Raw genomic sequence first — 19,482 nt, forward strand, 5'->3', positions numbered from 1 at the left:
GCGTCTCCTACGCGCGGTTGACCGGGAAGGTGTCGGCCTTGTCGTTCCAGTTCCCGCCGCCCGGGCGGTCCGGCCTGCAGGGCCTTGAGGGTCCTGGCGCGCGTCGCCGCGGGAAGATCGGGGACACTTTGCCTCAGAGGCAAGAAAATTGCCGCTCAGGCAAAAGTGCGCCTCAATGGAAGCATGAACGCCTCAGAAGGCGCGTCACCGGCGGGTGAGGGCGACGACCTGCCCGCCGTGGCGCCGCAGTTGCGCGCCCTGCGTCGGCGCACCGGCCTGACCCTGGAGGCCGCGGCCCGGTCCGCCGGCCTCTCGCCGGCCCATCTGTCCCGCCTGGAGACCGGGCAGCGCCAGCCCTCGCTTCCGATGCTGCTCGCGCTCGCCCGTATCTACGGTACGACGGTGTCGGAGCTGCTCGGCGAGACGGTCGCCGAACGGGACGCCATCGTACGCGCCGCCGACATGGAGCCGACCCGCGCCGGCGGCTGGACGTACATCCAGGCCGGCGGCCGCGGCCGCGCCATGCAGGCGCTGCGCGTCCGGGTGCCGTACGGCACCCAGGGCGACATGGTGCGCGTCCACCCCGGCGAGGAGTGGCTCCACGTCCTCAAGGGGCGGCTCAGACTGCGCCTGGGTGACAGCGCGCACCTGCTCGGGCCCGGCGACAGCGCGCACTTCGACTCGCTCACCCCGCACCGCCTCGCCGCCGAGGACCACGACGGCGTGGAGCTGCTGTTCGTCCACACCCTGCTGCAGAGCCCCACGGCCACGCTGTGCCTGGGCCCCCAGACCGGAGAGATGCCATGAGCAACTTCGAGGAGAAGTTCCCCCGCACCCTGTGGATCCGCCTCATCATCTACATCGCGCTCGGCCACGTCCTTGCCGCGTTCCTCTACCTGCTGTTCACGGTCGGGGCCAAGGGCTGAGGGGAGCCGGAACGGGAGCCGGGCGGACTCAGTCGAGCAGGCGCTCCCGCAGCCGCTCGCGGGTCGCGGGGGCGAGCCCGAGGCCCTGTCCGAGGTAGGTGTCGACACCGCCCCACGTCTCCTCGATGCTCTCGAACGCCGCCTGCAGGTACTCGGCGCGCGCGTCGAAGAGCGGGCTGAGCAGCTCCATCACCTCGGGTGTGTACGCGGTGTCGGGGTTGCCGTTGCGGCGGACCTTGTAGCGCCGGTGCTTGGCGTTGGACTCCAGGTAGTCGGCGACGATCGCCTCGCGCTCCACGCCCACGGCGAGCAGGGTGACGGCTATCGAGATGCCCGCGCGGTCCTTGCCCGCGGCGCAGTGCATCAGCGCGGGCACGCTGTCCCCGGCGAGCGCGTGCAGCACCCGGGAGTGCTCGGCGGTGCGCTCCTTGACGATCGTCCGGTAGGAGGTGATCATCCGGTCCGCTGCCCTGCCGTCCGCGAGGATGCCACGCAGCTGGTCGATGTTGCCGTCGCGGACCATCTTCCAGAACTCGGCGCCGTCCGCCGGGTCGCTCAGCGGCAGGTTCACGTTCTGCACGCCGGGCAGCTCGACGTCCGGGCCCTCCAGCTTCTGGTCGGCCGCGTTGCGGAAGTCGAAGATCGTGTGCAGGCCCAGGGAGGCGAGGAAGGCCGCGTCGTCCTCGGTCGCGTGCGCGAGGTGGCCGCTGCGGAAGAGCACTCCGTGGCGCACCCGCCGTCCGTCCTCGGCCGGCAGCCCGCCCACGTCACGGAAATTGCGCACTCCGGCCAGCTCGGGCTCGGTCGAGGGGACCTGCTGCGTCACGGGGACTCCTCCCAGTCGGCCCCGCCGGCACGGTTCGTCGACGGGCGCTCAGTCGACGATACGACATCGATTTCCTCAGGCAATGAGTTGCTCACAGGCGTTGCCACCAGGGGCCGCAGGGCCCGATGATGTTCGCACTTGAGCGGATCTGTTGGCACCTGTGAGGTCTCGATGGCGGACATCGCCGAAAACGGTCGCACGTGGCTCCTGTCCGGGCCCACCAGCAGCTATGCGCTGCATCTCACCGACGCGGACGAACTGCTGCACCTCCACTGGGGACCACGGATCACGCTCGCCGACGCCGAAGCCCTGGCGGCCGGCCCGCTGCCCGCCTACTGGCCCTTCGAGTCCCCGCTCGACGGCCGCGAGGAGTACCCCGTGGAGGGCGGGCCCCGCTTCGTCCGCCCGGCCCTGTCCGTACGCACCGGGGAACGGCGCGGCACCGAGTGGCGCTTCGTGACCCACGACACCGAGGGTGGTGCGGGCGGCGAAGAGCTGCGGCTGCGCTTCGACGACGACGGGATCGCCGTCACGCTGCACTACCGGATGCGCGGCGACGTGGTGGAGCGCTGGGTGACCGTGGAGAACGGTGCGCACGCGCGCGTGGAGCTGCTGCGTGCCGACGCGGCCACCTGGACCCTGCCGGACCGCGAGGGCTGGCGGCTGTCCCAGCTGCACGGCCGCTGGGCCGCCGAGTCCCTGCTCACGACCGCCCCCCTCACCCACGGCGAGAAGATCATCGGCAGCCGCCGCGGCCACACCGGCCACCAGCACCTGCCCTGGGTCGCGCTCGACACCGACGCCACCGAGGAACGCGGCGAGGTCTACGGCTGCGCGCTCGGCTGGTCCGGATCCTGGCGCATCGCCGTCGCCCAACTCCCGGACGCGCGCGTCCAGATCACCGGCGGGGCCGGCTACGACGACTCGGGCCTGCTGCTCCTCCAGCCGGGGGAGTCGTACACCACTCCCGTCTTCGCGGGCCTGTGGAGCGACGGCGGCTTCGGCGGGGCCAGCCGTGCCTGGCACGCCTACCAGCGGGCGCATGTCGTCCCGGACGCGGAGCGGGACCGGCCGGTGCTGTTCAACTCCTGGGAGGCGACCACCTTCGACATCTCCGAGGAGCAGCAGGCCGCCCTCGCCCGGCTGGCTGCGGGAATCGGTGTCGAGCTGTTCGTCGTGGACGACGGCTGGTTCGGCGCCCGCACCAGCGACCGGGCCGGGCTCGGCGACTGGACACCCAACCCCGACCGCTTCCCGCACGGCCTCAAGCCCCTCGCCGACCAGGTGCACGGCCTCGGCATGCAGTTCGGCATCTGGGTCGAGCCCGAGATGGTCAACCCCGACAGCGACCACTACCGCGCCCACCCCGACTGGGTTCAGTATCAAGTGGGGCGAAATCGGACAGAGCTGCGCAATCAGCTCGTCCTCAATCTCGCCCGTGAGGACGTCCAGGAGTACCTCTGGGAACAGCTGGACACCCTCCTGTCCGGCGCGCCCATCGACTATGTGAAGTGGGACTTCAACCGCTGCTTCACCGACGCCGGCTGGTCGGGGGAGCCGTACCCGCAGCGCCTGTGGGTCGACCACGTCCGCGCCCTGTACGCCCTGCTGGACCGGCTGCGTGCCGCCCACCCCCACGTCGCCTTCGAGTCCTGCTCGGGCGGCGGTGGCCGGATCGACCTCGGTGTGCTCAGCCGCACGGACCAGGTGTGGACCTCCGACAACACCGACCCTCTCGACCGGCTCGCCATCCAGCACGGCTTCAGTCAGATCCATCCCGCGCGGGTCATGGCCGCCTGGGTCACCGACAGTCCGAACGCGCAGCTCAACGGGCGGGTCAGCTCGCTTCGGTTCCGCTTCGTCAGCGCGATGGCCGGAGTGCTCGGCGTCGGCGGCGACCTCACCGAGTGGACCGCCGAGGAGCTGGCCGAGGCCGGCGAATGGGTGAGCCTCTACAAGGAGATCCGTCCGGTCGTCCAGCGTGGCGACCTCTACCGGCTGCGCCCTCCGACGGGTGGCCTGAGCGCCGTGCAGTACGTCCTCGGGGACGAGACCGTGGTCCTCGCCTGCCTCCAGGCGCAGCACTACGGCGAGCCGGTACCGGCGCTGCGGCTGCGGGGCCTCGATCCGGCCGCACAGTATGAATGCCGCGAAACGGGCGAAGTGCACCGCGGTGCCGTATTGCTGCACCACGGACTGCGCACGGGGCTGACGGGTGACCTGGATGCGAGAGTTCTCCGTCTTCGACGCATCTGAGCCTTCTGCCTGAATTGAGGCCTTCATTGCAACTCGCTCTGGAATGGGCGAATGTGGCGCGCCGGCGCGTGAGGAGCGTCATATCCGTGACCGTGTGTCGCGCGTCATGTCCACGTAATTCTCGTACGGGCGACGGAATGTGAAAGGGCTCCCGACGGGGGAATTCACGGAGGGTGACCGTGAATTCCCGAATTCGATCACCTCGGGAACCTACGCCGGGAACCTGCCGCTTGTCCGGCTGCGTCTTGCTCGCTTACGTTCGCCATCAATCCGGACGGAACGCCGAATCCTGCCGCCGCCCGGAGTCCCCACACCCATGACCCGTGCGCGGCAGGAGCGGGGGACCCACCAGGTACGACAGCCTGTCCCGGTCTCCGCGACAGGCTTGGGGTGCAGCCGTGCAGCGCGCGGCCGGACAGCTCCAGTCCGAACCCGACAGCTCACCTCGCAGGCGCCGGAGAGGAACGCGCCATGCCCGCGAAGGGTAAGCACCGACGCCCGAAGCCCCGGCGTTTCACCCGCTCGATCGCCGTCGCCGGAACCGGCGGCGCCGCGCTGGCTCTGCCGCTCATGGGGGCCGCCGGAGCACACGCCGCCACCCCCCAGACAGTTTCCGGAAAAGCCGTGCAGTCGCTTCCGCACGCGGAAAAGGACGTCGCGGAAAAGGCGGCTGTGAAAAAGGCTGCAGCGCAGCGGAATTCGGGCGCACACAGCTACACGGTGAAGCCCGGCGACTGGCTGGCGAAGATCGCCGACGAGCACAACGTCCGCGGTGGCTGGCACCGGCTCTACGCGGACAACCGGCAGGCCGTCGGCGAGAACCCCTCGCTGATCCACCCGGGCCTGAAGCTGTCGCTCGGCGCGAAGGCCGCCCCGGCGCACACCGAGCCCGCCCGGCCCTCCCGGCCCGCGCAGACCTATCAGCCGTCGGACGCCGGTGCGCAGCCCTCTCAGTCGTCGGACGCCGGTGCGCAGGCCACGCAGTCGTCGGACGCCGGTGCACAGGCCTCCGGTTCCGGCGTCGCCGCGCAGACGTCCCCGGCCGGCCAGGCCTCCGGGGCCGCCACCACCCCCGACACCGGCTACACCCTCCCGGTCACCGGTGCCACCGTCGGCACCGGCTACCACGTGCCCGGCAGCATGTGGTCCAGCGGGTACCACACCGGCGTCGACTTCGTCGTCCCGACCGGCACCTCGGTCAAGGCCGTCGCCGCCGGCACCGTCGTCTCCGCCGGGTGGGGCGGCGCGTACGGCAACCAGGTCGTCATCAAGCTGAACGACGGCTACTACGCCCAGTACGCCCACCTCTCCCAGCTGTCCGTCTCGGCCGGCCAGACCGTGACCGAGGGCCAGCAGGTCGGCCTGTCCGGTGCGACCGGCAACGTGACCGGCCCGCACCTGCACTTCGAGATCCGGACCACGCCGGACTACGGCTCGGACGTCGACCCGGTCGGCTACCTCCGCGCGCACGGCGTCGCCGTCGGCTGAGCCACCGGCGACCGCCTCGCCCCACCTTCCTGACACGCCGCCGAGGGCCGGACCCGATCCCCGGGTCCGGCCCTCGGCGTCCTGCACGGCTGTTCAGCCCGTCAACGCCTGTGACCAGGGCCTTATTCCGGGATCGGTCACTTTCAAAAGTGTCTTATGTCACCGCTCGTCAACCCCGTATTACGGTCGCGTAGGTCACATCCGAGGGTGAATCATGGTCCGCCGTGGCAGACGATTCGAAGAGTGACAACACATCAGTGATCGGGTCGTACGTGGCGGTGGGGGACAGCTTCACCGAGGGCGTCGGCGACCCCGGGCCCGACGGGGCGTTCGTAGGCTGGGCCGACCGCTTCGCGGTGCTGCTCGCCGACCGGCGGCCCGAGGGCGACTTCGTGTACACGAACCTGGCCGTACGCGGAAAGCTGCTCGACCAGATCATGGCCGACCAGCTTCAGCAGGCCGTCGAACTGGCCCCGGACCTGGTCTCCTTCTGCGCGGGCGGCAACGACATCATCCGGCCCGGCACCGACCCCGACGAGGTGGCCGAGCGTTTCGAGCGGGCCGTGTCCCAGCTCACCGAGGCCGTCGGCACGGTCCTGGTGACGACCGGCTTCGACACCCGTGGCGTCCCCTTGCTCAAGCACCTGCGCGGCAAGATCGCCACCTACAACGGGCACGTGCGCGCCATCGCCGACCGGTACGGGTGCCCCGTGCTCGACCTGTGGTCCCTCAAGTCCGTCCAGGACCGCAGGGCCTGGGACGACGACCGCCTGCACCTGTCGCCCGAGGGGCACACCCGCGTGGCCCTGCGGGCCGGCCAGGCCCTGGGGCTCGAAGTCCCGGCCGACCCGGAGCAGGCATGGCCTTCGCTCCCGCCCCGGGGCACCCTGGAGATCCGCCGTGACGACGTCCACTGGGCCCGCGAGTACCTCGTGCCGTGGATCGGCCGCCGACTGCGCGGCGAGTCCTCCGGGGACCATGTGACGGCGAAGGGCACCCTGTCGCCGGACGACATCAAGATGAGGATCGCGTCGGTGGCCTGACGGCCTGCACCCGTGCCCCGTGCCGCAGGCTCAGCGGTGCGGGGCACGCGTGTGCGGCCCGCTCACCGCGTCGGCGCGGTCAACGCCTCGCGCTCCAGACCGAGTTCACGGGCCAGGGCATCGTCCACCCAGGCCTGCGCCCGCGAGCGCGGCACCGCGCCCGGATAGGACGTCAGCTGCACGGCCAGCCCGTCCAGGAGCGCGGTCAGCCGCAGGGCCGCCGCAGCCGCGTCGGCGCACACGAACTCGCCGGCCGCCACCCCCTCCGCGATGACCTCGGTGATCGCGGCCTTCCACTGCCTGTCCAGGTCGCGGGTGACCTCCCGCAGGGCGGGTTCCCGCAGCGCCGCGGCCCAGCCCTCGATCCACAGCCGCCAGCCCTTGGCCTGGCCCGTGGGCGCGTACCAGCGCACCGCCGCCCGCAGCCGGCGCAGCGCGGACGTCCGCCGCCCCAGCAGCCCCCGCAGATGCGCCAGATCGTCCTCGGCCGCGCGGGCGAACGCGGCGGCAACCAGCTTCTCCTTCGTGGAGAAGTGGTACAGGACCAGGGCATTGCTCACACCGAGGGCAGAGGCGACGTCGGCGATCCTGACCGCCGCCACACCCCGTACCTCGATCTGCCCGATGGCCGCCCGCAGCAGTTCCTCCCGCCGCTCGGCCACACTCAACCGCACTCTCGCCACGCGGTCACCCTAGCCTGCCCGTTCACCCCGGTGGGCTGTGCCGGCTTCCGCGGTGGTGCATCGGACGCCCGCCGGGCCCGAGCCGGACGCCGCACTCGGTGTTTGCCGGACCCCGGACCCCGGACCCCTCCGGACCGAGCCGGACCCTCGCACTCAGCGCCTGCCGGAACCCGGGCTCCCCCATCTGGTCCAACCAGTTGACCAGTGACCGGGTGGGGTCCACTCTGTCGGCCATGACGCAGCGGCGCATCCGTCGTGAGGCCGTTTCCGACCAGCTCTTCGTTCTCCTGCGGGACCGGATCCTCGGCGGGGAACTGGCATCGGGGTCGGCGCTCACCGCGGAAAGAGACCTGGCGGCCGAGTTCGGCGTGAACCGGCACGCGGTCCGTGAGGCCGTCAAACGCCTCCAGCAGGCACGGCTCGTCGAGGTCAGCCACGGCGGGCGCACGCTCGTCCTGGACTGGCGGCAGACCGCCGGCCTCGACCTCGCCCTGGGGATCGCTGCGGCCGACGGCGGACCCTCGGTGGCGGACCTGGCCCGTGACGCCCTGGAAATGCGGGCGTGCATCGGCGCCGACGCGGCCCGGTTGTGCGCCATCCGGTGCTCCGACCGCACCGCCGGGAGGCTCGCCGAGGCCACGGACCGATACCTGGCCGGGGGACCCGATCTGACCGAGCTGGAGGAGGCGGACGTCGCCTGGTGGCGGCTGATCGTGGAGGGATCCGGGAACCTGGCCTATCTGCTGGCCTTCAACAGCCTGACCGGCGGCACGCTCCCGGTCGCCGACGTCCCCGACGACCTGCGCACGGCCGAACTCCTCGACGTCGAGGCCCATGTGAGGCTCGCATCGCACATCACGGCACGCGAGTCCGGCGCGGCGGAGCGGCTGGCGCGCGAGCTGCTGTCCCGCAGTGTTCCCGTGACGCCCCGGAAGGCGGTGCGCTGACGTGATCCCGGCAGTCTTCTACGCGATACCCGCATTCGTGCTCCTCGTCGTCGTGGAAGCCCTCTCCTACCGCTTCCTCCCGGACGACGACGAGCGCGGCTACGAACTGCGCGACACCGTGACCAGCATGTCCATGGGGGCCGGCAGCCAGGTCGTGGCGCTGCCCTGGAAAGCCGTGACGATCGTGGTGTACGCAGCCCTGTACACCGTCGCTCCCTGGCACCTGTCGGCCTCCTCCGTGGGGACCTGGGTGCTGCTGCTCTTCGCCGACGACCTGGCGTACTACGCGTTCCACCGCGCGCATCACCGGGTCCGGGTGCTGTGGGCGAGCCACGTGGTGCACCACTCCAGCCTCAGGTTCAACCTCTCCACCGCCCTGCGGCAGAGCTGGACGCCGATGACGGGCCTGCCGTTCTGGCTGCCGCTGGCGCTGCTCGGCATTCCGCCGTGGATGATCCTGCTCCAGCAGTCCTTCAGCCTGGTCTACCAGTTCTTCCTGCACACCGAACGGGTGGACAGGCTGTGGCGGCCCGTGGAGTGGGTCTTCAACACACCCTCCCACCACCGCGTCCACCACGGCTCCAACCGCGCCTACCTGGACCGCAACTACGGCGGCATCCTCATCGTCTGGGACCGGATCTTCGGCACCTTCGAGCCCGAGGGCGAGCAGGTGCGGTACGGCCTGACCAAGAACATCGGCACCTACAATCCGGTGCGGGTCGCCTTCCACGAGTTCGCCGCCGTCTGGCAGGACGTATGTGCGGCGCGGTGCTGGCGCGACCGCGCCGGCCACCTGCTCGGCCCGCCCGGCTGGAAGCCCCGGGCGGACGGATGACGGCCGGGGTTCAGACCTCGCCGCGCAGCACGGGACGCAGGGCGTCGAGCACGGCCGGATCGTCGATGGTGGAGGGGAGTTCCGGGTCGTTGCCGTCGGCGATCTCCCGCATGGTGCGCCGGAGGATCTTCCCCGACCGGGTCTTGGGCAGTGCGGCGACGATGTCGATGCGGCGCAGCGCCGCCACCGGGCCGATGGTCTCGCGCACCGAGGCCACGAGGTCGGCCGCGACGTCCTCGGGGCTTCGCACGGTGCCCGCCTTGAGGACGACGAAGCCGCGCGGCACCTGGCCCTTGAGCGCGTCGGCAACGCCCACGACGGTGCATTCCGCGACGTCCGGGTGTCCGCCGAGAACCTCCTCCAGGGCACCGGTGGACAGGCGGTGCCCCGCGACGTTGATCACGTCGTCGGTGCGGCCCATGATGAACACGTAGCCGTCCGCGTCCTTGTGCCCGCCGTCCCCGGAGAGGTAGTAGCCCTCGTACGCGGAGAGGTAGGAGCGCACGTACCACTCGTCGTCGCCCCACAGCGAGGTCAGCGTGCCGGGCGGCAGGGGGAGCCGGATCGCGACGGCCCCGTCCGTGCCCGCATCCACCTCGCGGCCCGACGCGTCGAGGACCCGTACGTCGTATCCGGGCATCGGCACGGTGGCGGAACCCGGCTTGACCGGCCGGGGATCCAGGCCGACGGGGTTGGCCACGATCGGCCAGCCCGTCTCCGTCTGCCACCAGTTGTCGATCACGGGGATGCCGAGCAGGTCGCCCACCCAGTGCTGGGTCCCGGGGTCCAGACGCTCCCCGGCGAGGAACAGATGACGCAGCGAGCTGGTGTCGTGCGCGCGCCGCAGGGTTCCCTGCGGGTCCTCCCGCTTGACGGCACGGATCGCGGTGGGCGCCGTGAACAGCGTGTTCACCCCGTGCTGGGCGACGACCCGCCACAGCGCGCCGGCGTCCGGGGTGCCGACCGGCTTGCCCTCGTAGAGCACCGTGGTGCACCCGGTCAGCAGCGGGGCGTAGACGATGTACGAGTGGCCGACCACCCAGCCGACGTCGGACGCGGCCCAGAACACGTCGCCGGGTCCGGCACCGAAGACGTTCTCCATGGACCAGCGCAGGGCGACGGCGTGGCCGCCGTTGTCCCGGACCACGCCCTTGGGCCGGCCGGTGGTGCCGGAGGTGTAGAGCACGTACAGCGGGGCCCGGGAACCGACCGTGACGCAGTCCGCCGGGGCCGCCTTGCTCATGGCCTCGTCCCAGTCGATGTCGCGTTCGGTCAGCTCGGCCGGGAGCTGGTGGCGCTGCCGGATGACGCAGTGGTCCGGCTGGTGCCGGGTGCGGGCGAGGGCGGCGTCGAGCAGTGGCTTGTAGGGGACCAGGCGGGTCGGCTCGATGCCGCACGAGGCGGAGACGACCACCTTCGGGCGGGCGTCGTCGATGCGGGTCGCCAGTTCGTGCGCGGCGAAGCCGCCGAAGACCACCGAGTGCACGGCCCCGATGCGGGCGCAGGCCAGCATCGCGATGACGGCCTCCGGGATCATCGGGAGGTAGATCGCCACACGGTCCCCCTCGCCCACCCCGAGGCCGCTCAGCACACCGGCGAAGCGCGCGACCTCGTCCCGCAGCTCGCGATAGGTGTAGGAGGCCACGGTCTGGGTGACAGGGCTGTCGTACACCAGCGCGACGCGGTCGCCGTGGCCGTTGTCGACGTGACGGTCGAGAGCGTTGTGGCAGGTGTTCAGCCGCCCGTCGGGGAACCAGCCGTACAGGGGCGCGCGCGAGGAGTCGAGTGCACGGCCGGGCGGCGTCTCCCAGTCGATGGCGCGGGCGGCGTCCAGCCAGAAGCCCTCCGGATCCTCCAGGCTGCGCCGGTAGGCGGCGAGGTATCCGCCCTCTTCGAGAGTGCTTGGCATTGCGTTTCCCCTCTTCTCTTCGTCCCTGCGCCTGTTCGCCTGTGCAGCGTGCCGCGCGTCGCTGCGCACGGCTCCTCAACCCGCCGACGGTGCCCTGTGGGCTCCGTCACCGGCGGGTCGTGCCGGCGGGCCGAGCAGCCGTGCGGCACTGCGTCCGGCGCCTGTATCCAGCATCACGCGCCTCTCGTCCCGGTGTCGCCGAACGCGCCCCACCGGTGATGCCCGGGGTCGGGGGGCGTCTCGCCCGCGCCGCCGTCGGCCCCCCCGAAGTCCCCCGTCGGGACGGCCGCCGGCGGTGCCACCCGAGGTCCCCCGTCGGCCCCCTGAAGCCCCCGGCGTCCCCCGTCGGCCCCCCGAAGCCCCCGAAGCCCCCGGAGTCCCCCGACGGTCCACCCCCGAAGTCCGTCAGCGATACCAGCCGAAGCGCTCCGCGATCACCCGCAACCGGTCCGTCACCAGCGCGTGGGCCGCGGCGCGCGGGGTGGTCCCGTCGGTCTCCGCGCGGGTGAGCGTCAGGTCGATCAGGGCGCGCATCGAGCGGCGGATGTGCGTGAACGCCTCGTCGGCGTCCGGGCCGATGTCACCGAACAGCGTCCACCACCACCAGGCGTTGGTGGCGGAGTTGGCCACCACGTCCGGCAGCACGATCACCTCGCGCGCGGCGAGCAGTTCCTCCGCCTCGGGCCGGACGGGCATGTTGGCGGCCTCGACGATCCAGCGGGCGGTGATCCGCTCCTGCTCGGCGGTGCCGATCGCGTACGACACCGCTGCGGGCACGAGCACCTCCGCGTCGGCGGACAGCCAGGCGTCGCCGGGCAGTTCACGGTCGCCGGGACGCAGGGCCGAGCGGTCGACGGTGCCGTACGCGTCCCGCGCGTCCAGCAGGGCCTCCACGTCCAGGCCCCCCGGGTTGGCGATGGTCCCCTGGACGTCGGCCACGGCCACGACCGTGAGCCCCGCGCGCGTCAGGAAGCGCGCCGTCGCCCCGCCCATCGTGCCCAGGCCCTGGACGGCGACCCGGGTACCGTTGTACGGCACCGACGCCCGGTCCAGGGCGGCGAGCACCGACTCGGCGACCCCGCAGCCGCCCGCCAGCTCGTCCAGGCCGATGCCGTCCACCTCGACCGCGAAGGCGTCCGCGAGCCGCTTGCGGGCGGCCGTCTCGTCGTCCAGCAGGGGGTAGACGGCCTGGATGGAGGAGACCAGTCCCGCCTCGGCGGCCGCCCGGTCCACCAGTTCCTGGGTGAGGCCCAGGTCCTCCCCGGTGGTCCACAAGCTCTCGATGTACGGCCGCATGGCGCGCAGATAGCGCACCAGCAGCCCGTACGCCTCCGGGTCCCGCGGGTCGCAGTCGATGCCGCCCTTGGCGCCGCCGAGGGGGACGTAGCGGCCGGCCGGGTCGTAGTGGAGCGCCTCCTTCATCGTCATGCCGCGGGCCAGTCCGGTGACCTCCCGGAGGGTGCAGCCGGGCCGCATGCGCAGTCCTCCGCTGGCCACACCCCGCACCAGCCGGTCGACGACCAGGAAGCCCTGCCGACCGGTGACGTGGTCGGTCCAGACGAGCGACATCAGGGGGGCGGTCATGGGATCTCCCGGGTGTGTTTACTGAATCATGAGTCAGTATTCGGAGGTGGCGGGCGGCGTGTCAACGTGCTGAATGTTCGTTCAGTAGCGTGGGGCGGTCGGCCGCCTGTGACCCATGCGGCACCGGACCTGTCGGAGGGGCCGACCATAATGGAGGGCCTCAGCGACTCCACATGGAGGTACCGTGACCGGTCTGCGTTCCCTGAGCTCCGGGCTCCGCGCACTTCAGCCCGAGGCCTTCGGCGCGGAACCGAGCGGTGAGCGCCTCGCGCGCATCCGCCGTTCCCCCCATTTCAAGGACGGCGTCTTCCAGAACCCGGGCGGCCTCGCCCGTACCCGCCCCTCCGGCTCCATGGTGGACCTGGCCAAGGTGTTCCTGGACAAGGAGACGCGGCCCCTGCGCGCCCCCCGCGGCACCGTCCCGGTGCACCCCACCACCCTCGCCGACCTGGCCAAGCCGCCGGCCGACGGCCTGCGGGTGACCTGGATGGGACACTCCAGCGTGCTCGCGGAGATCGACGGCCACCGGGTGCTGTTCGACCCCGTCTGGGGCGAGCGCTGCTCCCCTTTCCCGTTCGCCGGGCCCAAGCGGCTGCATCCGGTGCCGCTGCCGCTGGCCGCGCTCGGACCGGTCGACGTGGTGGTCATCTCGCACGACCACTACGACCATCTCGACCTGCCCTCGATCAAGGCGCTGGCCGGTACCGACACGGTGTTCGCCGTGCCGCTCGGCGTCGGTGCCCACCTCGAACACTGGGGCGTCTCCCCGGACCGGCTGCACGAGCTCGACTGGCACGAGTCGACGCGGATCGGCGGGCTCACCCTCACCGCGACCCAGGCGCGCCACTTCTGCGGCCGCGGCCTGCGCAACACCCAGCACACACTGTGGGCGTCCTGGGTCGTGGCCGGCGAGGAGCACCGGATCTACCACAGCGGCGACACCGGCTACTTCGACGGTTTCAAGGAGATCGGCGCCGAGCACGGCCCCTTCGACACCACGATGATCCAGATCGGCGCGTACAGCGAGTTCTGGCCCGACATCCACATGACCCCGCAGGAGGGGCTGCGTGCCCACCTCGACCTGCAGGGCGGGGTGCCGCACGGCGTGCTGCTGCCGATCCACTGGGGCACCTTCAATCTCGCCCCGCACGCCTGGGCCGAGCCGGGGGAGTGGACCCGGGACGAGGCCGAGGAGGTCGGCCAGGCGGTGGCGCTGCCCCGGCCGGGCGAGCCCTTCGAGCCCACGGGCAAGCTGCCCGCCGACCGGTGGTGGAGGGCTGTGTCCCAGCCCGTCGGGCATCCGTGGCGGCGGCCCAGGATCGCCGAAGTGGTTTCGGACGACAAGCTCAGCGGTGATCTCGACATGGCGGGTGACCGCTGACGCCGGATGCTGCCCCGGCACAGGAATGCACGCCGCCATAGCCGTCTTCGAACGGGCCTTCCCCCGTCCTTGTGCGTCCACGCATGGTCTCGACGGGATTCCCTCGTCGAAGAACGTCCCGCAGTCACCGTGGCATGAGCGGTCCGCGGATGGCTGGGCTCTCCGCAACCGACGAACTCGGCGTTGAGAGAATCCAGGTCAGACGAAGCGGCGGGTGGAACGTTCCTGTCGTGGCTGGTGTGATCACGGCGTCGGAGCCGTCTTGGGCAGCCCTCTGCCGACGTGGACGGCACCCTGGTGCCCACCCGCGACTCCTGCGACGGCCGAGCAGTCGAAGAACTACCGGTACCCCACCCACCACCAGGTCGTCATCGACGCCGACACCCGGCCCGTCGTGCCGGTCGGCCGGCCTGCGCCCGCCAACTGCAACGACGGCAAGGCGGGGGAGGAGTCCGAAGCCGAGACAGCCCTCGGCGACACCATGGTGATCGCACACGAAGGCACGGAGCGGGGCATGCGTACGGGGCTCGACCGCACCGACTGACGGCTGCGCCGTCGGTGACCGAGCGAAGACGGGAGTCGAGGCCAATGCTGACACTCTCCGTGACATTTTTGTGGGGACGGACGACCTGGGGCGGGTCCGGGTGGTGGGGGTGGCGGGCGGCCCGTTGCGGAGGGAGGGTGCCTGATGGAGCCCGGACGGTCATGGACCCCTGGAGTGCCCGCTCGCCTCGTTGACCGCTTTTGAACAGGTCGTTTCGATCTCTTTCGGGTCAGTCGGATGCATGGGGCGCGTTTATCGGTCTGTCGTACGAAGCCTCATACCAGAGCGGGACCCTGGCCGGGTGACTTTGTCAACTGCCCACCGCACGTGATGCTCAGGCGACTACTGTGAGTGTCCGGATGGCAGCCCGACGGACCAGTACGAGGACGCAGATGTCTCACCTCCGCGCACCGGCCGCCCGTGCCGACCGCCAAGAGGGCGGCCGGCACGGGAGACCGGTCGCCCGAACCGCTCCCGCACTGCCCGAGACGCACATACGGCCTCAGCTCATGCGGCTCGCCGTGCTCCCGCCCGTCGCGGTGGCACTCAGCGGCACTGCGGCAGTCCTGTTCACCGTGCGCTCCACCGGCGCACGCCCCGGCATCACCCTGTGGGCCGTGCTCGCCGGTGCGGTCGCGGTGACCGTCGCGGGCATCCTGATCGCCGCCGTCGCCGCGGACCGCGCCGCCCGCTCGGTCCACGACCGCGTCGACGCCCTGCGCCGCAGCGCCACCCGCGGAGAGGCCGAACTGCGCGCCCTCGTCGAGGCCCTGCGCCGCGGCGAGACGCCGCGCCAGCGGGGGCAGCGCCGCCGCGCGCCCGAGGACGCCGACGACTTCGAACTGCTCGCCGCCGATCTGGCCCGGGCGTACGACGGCGCCGTCACCGCCGTCGTACAGGCCGCCCAGCTCTCCAGCCAGGCCGGCAACGAACAGAAGCTGGAGGTGTTCGTCAACCTCGCGCGGCGGCTCCAGTCCCTGGTGCACCGGGAGATCTCGATCCTCGACGAGCTGGAGAACGAGATCGAGGACCCGGACCTGCTCAAGGGCCTGTTCCACGTGGACCACCTGGCCACTCGCATCCGGCGGCACGCCGAGAACCTCGCCGTGCTCGGCGGTGCCGTCTCCCGGCGGCAGTGGAGCAACCCCGTGAGCATGACGGAGGTGCTGCGCTCCGCCATCGCCGAGGTCGAGCAGTACTCCAGGGTCAAGCTGGTGCCGCCCATCGACGGAGAACTGCGCGGCCACGCGGTCGCCGACGTCATCCACCTGCTGGCCGAACTCGTCGAGAACGCCACGGTGTTCTCCGCCCCGCACACCCAGGTGCTCCTCCGGGCCAACCTCGTCACCTCCGGGCTCGCCGTGGAGGTCGAGGACCGCGGACTCGGCATGCCGGTCGGCGAGCAGAGCAAGATGAACGCCCTGCTCGCCGACCCGGACCAGGTCAACGTGGCCAGTCTGCTGGCCGACGGCCGCATCGGCCTCTACGTCGTCTCCCAGCTCGCCCGCCGGCACGGCATCACCGTCCGGCTCCAGACCAACATCTACGGCGGTGTGCAGGCGGTACTCGTCGTCCCGCAGGCCCTGTTGGGCACGGCGCCGTGCCTGCCCGGGGCCGCGGCGCAGCCGCAGGGCCCGGCCTCGACCGGTCAGTCGCCCGTACCCCCGCCCCCGCACGCGGCCGCCGCGGCTCGGGGCGCCACCGGCGACGCCGGGCCGATGCAGGCGCACCATGGCGCTCCGGAGAACCACCAGGTCCGGGCCGAGGCGACCGCCGGGTCGGGAACGGCGACCGACGGGAGCGGGACGGCCGGGACGGGAACAGTGGCCGGGCAGCCGGACACGGCAGGGCGGGGCGGGGCCGGACAGGCCCCGGGCACCGGTCGGCGGCGGCACGCGCAGCGCGGGTCCCAAGGCGATGGCACCGCCCGGAGTGAGGGCGCGCAGCACGGGAGTGCGCAGGGCCCGGGCGCGCCGGACCCGCTCCCCGTGCGCGGCGCCCACATGCAGCGGCCCAACCCCGCGGAGGCGGTTCCCGGCATCAGAGCCGAGGACCGGGCCGCGGTCGAGGCGAACGCGGGCACCGTGCCCACTCCGCGCGGCGGCGCGGTGCGCGGCACCATGGGCAAGCCCCAACTGCCGCGCCGCCGTGCCCAGGAGCACATCGTGCCCCAGCTGCGGGGCGGTCCGGCCCCCCGGCAGGACTCCGAGACCGTCGCGGGCCACGACCCGGGCCTGATGGCGGCCTTCCAGCGCGGGGTCGGCCTCGCCGAGGCACAACAGCACATGGAGTCCGACCACACGGATGTCCCGCACATGGAGTCCGGGCACACCACCGTCCCGCACGTGGAGTTCGCGCACGTGGAGTCCGCGGACGTGGAGTCCACGTACATGGAGTCCGCGTACATGGAGTCCGCCTACATGGATTCCGCGCACCAGGCCTCCCCGCACAGGGACTCCGGCCACCCGGAGTCGGCACACAGGGACCCGGCACCCAGGGACCCGGCACTCACCCGGTCACTGCCCGGAGAGCCGCCCCGTACGGCTTCGGGACAGGTGGGGTCCGGACACCTGGATCCCGACCCTTTCACTCCGGTCACTCCGGCGCACCGGGACACCGGCTCCCCGGAGGCAACCTCCCTGCACACTCCCTCCAGGGAATCGGCCCCCATACGCCAGGCGCACGCTCATGCGCCCGCGTCCGACGGCCTCCACGGCACCGGCCGGACCGACGGGAGCACACCGGCCCGATGACCACCCCCGTTTCCGAGCGCTTCCCCACCCCCGGCGCTCCCACAGATCTTCGTACCCCAAGGAGTCGATCCACCATGGCGAGCGATGCGCCGACCGCCCAGGCATCCGACCTCGACTGGCTGCTGAGCGGCCTTGTGCAGCGCGTACCGCACACCAGCAGCGCGGTGCTCCTGTCCTGCGACGGACTGGTGAAGTCCGTGCACGGCCTCGACCCCGACAGCGCCGACCACATGGCGGCCCTCGCCTCCGGCCTGTACTCCCTCGGCCGCAGCGCGGGCATCCGGTTCGGCGACGGCGGGGACGTCCGCCAGGTCGTCGTCGAACTCGACTCGATGCTGCTGTTCGTCTCCACTGCGGGGTCCGGCACCTGCCTGGCGGTGCTCGCCGGCCGCGAGGCCGACGCCGCCGTGCTCGGCTACGAGATGGCGATGCTGGTCAAGAGCGTCCGTCCCTATCTCGTGACCGCGCCCCGGCAGCACGCCGTCGATTCCACGGCGATGAGGCCTTGAGCGTGGCCGCAGCCGGCGACGGGCCCTGGCTCGACGACGCGGCGGGGCGGCTGGTGCGCCCGTTCACGGTCAGCAACGGTCGCACCAAGCCCAGCATCGCTCTCGACCTGATGTCGCAGGTGATGGCCACCGGTGTCACTCCGCTCGGCTACCTCGGCCCCGAGCACGCCCAGGCACTCGACCTGTGCCGCGCGCCCGTCTCGGTCGCCGAGGCGGCCGCGCATCTGAAGCTGCCCGCGGTGGTCACCAAGGTGCTGCTCTCGGACCTCGTCGACTGCGGGGCGCTGACCACCAAGCCCCCCGCTTTCCACCACAACCCCACTGACCGGTCTCTGCTGGAGGCAGTGCTCGATGGACTACGACGACAGCTCTGACCCGTTCCCCACCGCGCTGAAGATCCTGGTGGCGGGCGGGTTCGGGGTCGGCAAGACGACCTTCGTGGGAGCGGTGAGCGAGATCGCCCCGCTGAGCACCGAGGAACTCCTCACCACGGTCAGTGCCGCCACGGACAACCTCGACGGCATCGAGAACAAGGTCGAGACGACGGTCGCCATGGACTTCGGCCGGATCACCCTCGATCCGGAACACGTCCTGTACCTGTTCGGCACGCCCGGGCAGGAGCGGTTCTGGTTCATGTGGGACGAGCTGTCGGAAGGGGCGCTCGGCGCGGTGATCCTCGCCGACACCCGCCGTCTGGAGGAGTGCTTCGCGGCGGTGGACTTCTTCGAGGAGCGCGGCCTCGCCTTCATCGTCGCGATCAACGAGTTCGACGGCGGCTACCGCTACGCCCCGGACGAGGTCCGCGCGGCCCTCGATCTCGACCCCGGGATCCCGGTCGTCTGCTGCGACGCCCGTATCTCCAGCTCCGGTGTGCAGACCCTGCTCACTTTGGTACGCCACCTCATCGCCCACGCCCCCGCGCCCGCGCCGAGCCACGGCGCCCACATGTGACCCAGCCATATCGCCGACGGAGCCGCCCTATGAGACATGCCCACTGCGACGGAGTCCGGCCATGAGCTATGAGCCGCCGCGGCCGGTCCGTGGTCTGCTGCTCACCCCGGAGGACAAAGAGGCCCCGGCCCGCATCTCCCGGCTGCGCCGACTCGGCCTGGGGGAGCGGCCCGAGCCCGCCCTGGACGCCTTCGCGGACCATCTCGCCCGGCTCACGGGAGCGCCGTACGCCATGGTCAACTTCATCGGCGAGGACCACCAGTTCTTCGCGGGCCTGCGTACCCCCGTGACCGCGCCGGTGGTCCGGGAGGACGGCAGCAGGCCCGAGGTCGGCCGTGTCCTGCCGCGCGACCACGGCTTCTGCCCCCATGTGGTGGTCCGCCGCAAGGCCCTGGTCCTGGAGGACGTCCGTGACTACCCCCGCTTCGCGGGGAACCCCGTCGTGGACGAGTACGGCATTCGGTCGTATCTGGGCGCCCCGCTCATCGACCGCTCGGGCATGGCGCTCGGCACCGTGTGCGCCTCCGACGTCGCACCCCGCGCCTGGGGGAGATCCGGTCTGGAGACCATCAAGGCGCTGGCCGCCGAACTCGCCCTGCACATCGAGCGATCCGCGGGCGACGAGCTTCCGCTCTGAGCGGCGGACGCGCGGGGCGACGGCCGCCCGGAGCGACGGCTGCACGGGGCGAGCGGCGAGGGGCGTGAAGGAAAGCTGAGGCGCCGGTTAAGAAAAGCTCGATGGACCCGTGCCCGTGGATGCGGCAGATTGCGGAGTGATTCCACCCCTCTGACCTGGTGCGGGCCCCTTCGGCGAACCCGCGGCCGGGACCTCACCCACGGGAGTCGT

Annotated in this window: 17 protein-coding genes, 1 pseudogene and 1 riboswitch; of the genes and pseudogenes, 14 read left to right on the top strand and 4 right to left on the bottom strand. The window is 71.7% G+C overall.

The window, feature by feature from the left end; all coding sequences use genetic code 11:
• Positions 1-183 precede the first annotated feature (183 nt).
• Together ACFZCP_RS17470 and ACFZCP_RS17475 are read left to right on the top strand one after the other, a co-directional pair.
• Entirely contained in the window at positions 184-807 is a 624-nt protein-coding gene (locus ACFZCP_RS17470; protein ID WP_391427873.1) for a helix-turn-helix domain-containing protein, read from the top strand.
• Complete coding sequence (locus ACFZCP_RS17475; RefSeq protein WP_391427874.1) at positions 804-926, top strand: DUF6126 family protein; 123 nt, start codon at positions 804-806, stop codon at positions 924-926. Before ACFZCP_RS17470 ends, ACFZCP_RS17475 begins: the two co-directional genes overlap by 4 nt.
• 28 nt (positions 927-954) lie before the next feature.
• Here ACFZCP_RS17475 and ACFZCP_RS17480 read toward each other — a convergent pair whose 3' ends face one another.
• Positions 955-1,752, bottom strand: a complete 798-nt coding sequence (locus ACFZCP_RS17480) for a tyrosine-protein phosphatase (RefSeq protein ID WP_391427875.1) — start codon at positions 1,750-1,752, stop codon at positions 955-957.
• 171 nt (positions 1,753-1,923) lie between these two features.
• Between ACFZCP_RS17480 and ACFZCP_RS17485 the strand changes: the two genes are divergently transcribed.
• The 3 genes from ACFZCP_RS17485 to ACFZCP_RS17495 all read left to right on the top strand — a co-directional run bounded on the left by ACFZCP_RS17485 (position 1,924) and on the right by ACFZCP_RS17495 (position 6,539).
• Positions 1,924-4,008, top strand: coding sequence for an alpha-galactosidase (locus ACFZCP_RS17485; RefSeq protein WP_391427954.1), 2,085 nt, complete (start codon positions 1,924-1,926; stop codon positions 4,006-4,008).
• 270 nt (positions 4,009-4,278) lie between these two features.
• Positions 4,279-4,475, top strand: a riboswitch (cyclic di-AMP (ydaO/yuaA leader).
• A 4-nt stretch (positions 4,476-4,479) separates the two neighbouring features.
• Positions 4,480-5,496 (top strand): peptidoglycan DD-metalloendopeptidase family protein, encoded by a 1,017-nt coding sequence (locus ACFZCP_RS17490; RefSeq protein ID WP_391427876.1) that lies wholly within the window; start codon positions 4,480-4,482, stop codon positions 5,494-5,496.
• Between the two features lie 257 nt (positions 5,497-5,753).
• A complete protein-coding gene (locus ACFZCP_RS17495) occupies positions 5,754-6,539 on the top strand; it encodes a GDSL-type esterase/lipase family protein (RefSeq protein ID WP_391427956.1) in 786 nt (261 codons plus the stop codon).
• A 62-nt stretch (positions 6,540-6,601) separates the two neighbouring features.
• On the opposite strand, the gene ACFZCP_RS17500 is transcribed toward ACFZCP_RS17495, so the two are convergent.
• Positions 6,602-7,222, bottom strand: coding sequence for a TetR family transcriptional regulator C-terminal domain-containing protein (locus tag ACFZCP_RS17500; RefSeq protein ID WP_391427877.1), 621 nt, complete (start codon positions 7,220-7,222; stop codon positions 6,602-6,604).
• 233 nt (positions 7,223-7,455) lie between these two features.
• Here ACFZCP_RS17500 and ACFZCP_RS17505 point away from each other — a divergent pair, with 233 nt between their 5' ends.
• Together ACFZCP_RS17505 and ACFZCP_RS17510 are read left to right on the top strand one after the other, a co-directional pair.
• Positions 7,456-8,169 (top strand): GntR family transcriptional regulator, encoded by a 714-nt coding sequence (locus ACFZCP_RS17505; protein ID WP_391427878.1) that lies wholly within the window; start codon positions 7,456-7,458, stop codon positions 8,167-8,169.
• A 1-nt stretch (position 8,170) separates the two neighbouring features.
• The gene (locus ACFZCP_RS17510) at positions 8,171-9,004 is read left to right on the top strand and encodes a sterol desaturase family protein (RefSeq protein ID WP_391427879.1); all 834 of its coding nucleotides are present in this window, start codon (positions 8,171-8,173) and stop codon (positions 9,002-9,004) included.
• A 10-nt stretch (positions 9,005-9,014) separates the two neighbouring features.
• On the opposite strand, the gene ACFZCP_RS17515 is transcribed toward ACFZCP_RS17510, so the two are convergent.
• Entirely contained in the window at positions 9,015-10,913 is a 1,899-nt protein-coding gene (locus ACFZCP_RS17515) for an AMP-binding protein (RefSeq protein WP_391427880.1), read from the bottom strand.
• A 405-nt stretch (positions 10,914-11,318) separates the two neighbouring features.
• A complete protein-coding gene (locus ACFZCP_RS17520; RefSeq protein WP_391427881.1) occupies positions 11,319-12,497 on the bottom strand; it encodes a Glu/Leu/Phe/Val dehydrogenase dimerization domain-containing protein in 1,179 nt (392 codons plus the stop codon).
• Positions 12,498-12,681: 184 nt separating this feature from the next.
• Here ACFZCP_RS17520 and ACFZCP_RS17525 point away from each other — a divergent pair, with 184 nt between their 5' ends.
• The 7 genes and pseudogenes from ACFZCP_RS17525 to ACFZCP_RS17555 all read left to right on the top strand — a co-directional run bounded on the left by ACFZCP_RS17525 (position 12,682) and on the right by ACFZCP_RS17555 (position 19,272).
• The gene (locus tag ACFZCP_RS17525; RefSeq protein WP_391427882.1) at positions 12,682-13,878 is read left to right on the top strand and encodes an MBL fold metallo-hydrolase; all 1,197 of its coding nucleotides are present in this window, start codon (positions 12,682-12,684) and stop codon (positions 13,876-13,878) included.
• Positions 13,879-14,160: 282 nt separating this feature from the next.
• Positions 14,161-14,380 (top strand): annotated as a pseudogene (locus ACFZCP_RS17530) (IS5/IS1182 family transposase); the annotation flags it as partial.
• 434 nt (positions 14,381-14,814) lie between these two features.
• On the top strand, positions 14,815-17,175 hold the full coding sequence (locus ACFZCP_RS17535; RefSeq protein WP_391427884.1) for an ATP-binding protein: 2,361 nt from the start codon (positions 14,815-14,817) through the stop codon (positions 17,173-17,175).
• Positions 17,176-17,249: 74 nt separating this feature from the next.
• Positions 17,250-17,684, top strand: coding sequence for a roadblock/LC7 domain-containing protein (locus ACFZCP_RS17540; protein ID WP_362682333.1), 435 nt, complete (start codon positions 17,250-17,252; stop codon positions 17,682-17,684).
• Positions 17,685-17,686: 2 nt separating this feature from the next.
• Positions 17,687-18,058, top strand: coding sequence for a DUF742 domain-containing protein (locus ACFZCP_RS17545; protein ID WP_391427886.1), 372 nt, complete (start codon positions 17,687-17,689; stop codon positions 18,056-18,058).
• Complete coding sequence (locus ACFZCP_RS17550; RefSeq protein WP_362682327.1) at positions 18,036-18,635, top strand: ATP/GTP-binding protein; 600 nt, start codon at positions 18,036-18,038, stop codon at positions 18,633-18,635. The genes ACFZCP_RS17545 and ACFZCP_RS17550 overlap by 23 nt, the downstream gene beginning before the upstream one ends.
• 61 nt (positions 18,636-18,696) lie before the next feature.
• The gene (locus ACFZCP_RS17555) at positions 18,697-19,272 is read left to right on the top strand and encodes a GAF domain-containing protein (protein WP_391427887.1); all 576 of its coding nucleotides are present in this window, start codon (positions 18,697-18,699) and stop codon (positions 19,270-19,272) included.
• The last annotated feature ends 210 nt before the right edge of the window (positions 19,273-19,482 follow it).

This window comes from Streptomyces sp. NPDC007971, assembly GCF_042958635.1.
Lineage (GTDB): Bacteria > Actinomycetota > Actinomycetes > Streptomycetales > Streptomycetaceae > Streptomyces.

Excerpts from the sequence above, each read along its gene's own strand:
- ACFZCP_RS17485 (WP_391427954.1), top strand. The coding sequence starts at position 1,924 with ATGGCGGACATCGCCGAAAACGGTCGCACGTGGCTCCTGTCCGGGCCC.
- ACFZCP_RS17520 (WP_391427881.1), bottom strand. The coding sequence starts at position 12,497 with ATGACCGCCCCCCTGATGTCGCTCGTCTGGACCGACCACGTCACCGGT.
- ACFZCP_RS17555 (WP_391427887.1), top strand. The coding sequence starts at position 18,697 with ATGAGCTATGAGCCGCCGCGGCCGGTCCGTGGTCTGCTGCTCACCCCG.
- ACFZCP_RS17550 (WP_362682327.1), top strand. The coding sequence starts at position 18,036 with ATGGACTACGACGACAGCTCTGACCCGTTCCCCACCGCGCTGAAGATC.
- ACFZCP_RS17535 (WP_391427884.1), top strand. The coding sequence starts at position 14,815 with ATGTCTCACCTCCGCGCACCGGCCGCCCGTGCCGACCGCCAAGAGGGC.
- ACFZCP_RS17490 (WP_391427876.1), top strand. The coding sequence starts at position 4,480 with ATGCCCGCGAAGGGTAAGCACCGACGCCCGAAGCCCCGGCGTTTCACC.
- ACFZCP_RS17540 (WP_362682333.1), top strand. The coding sequence starts at position 17,250 with ATGGCGAGCGATGCGCCGACCGCCCAGGCATCCGACCTCGACTGGCTG.
- ACFZCP_RS17470 (WP_391427873.1), top strand. The coding sequence starts at position 184 with ATGAACGCCTCAGAAGGCGCGTCACCGGCGGGTGAGGGCGACGACCTG.
- ACFZCP_RS17515 (WP_391427880.1), bottom strand. The coding sequence starts at position 10,913 with ATGCCAAGCACTCTCGAAGAGGGCGGATACCTCGCCGCCTACCGGCGC.
- ACFZCP_RS17505 (WP_391427878.1), top strand. The coding sequence starts at position 7,456 with ATGACGCAGCGGCGCATCCGTCGTGAGGCCGTTTCCGACCAGCTCTTC.
- ACFZCP_RS17475 (WP_391427874.1), top strand. The coding sequence starts at position 804 with ATGAGCAACTTCGAGGAGAAGTTCCCCCGCACCCTGTGGATCCGCCTC.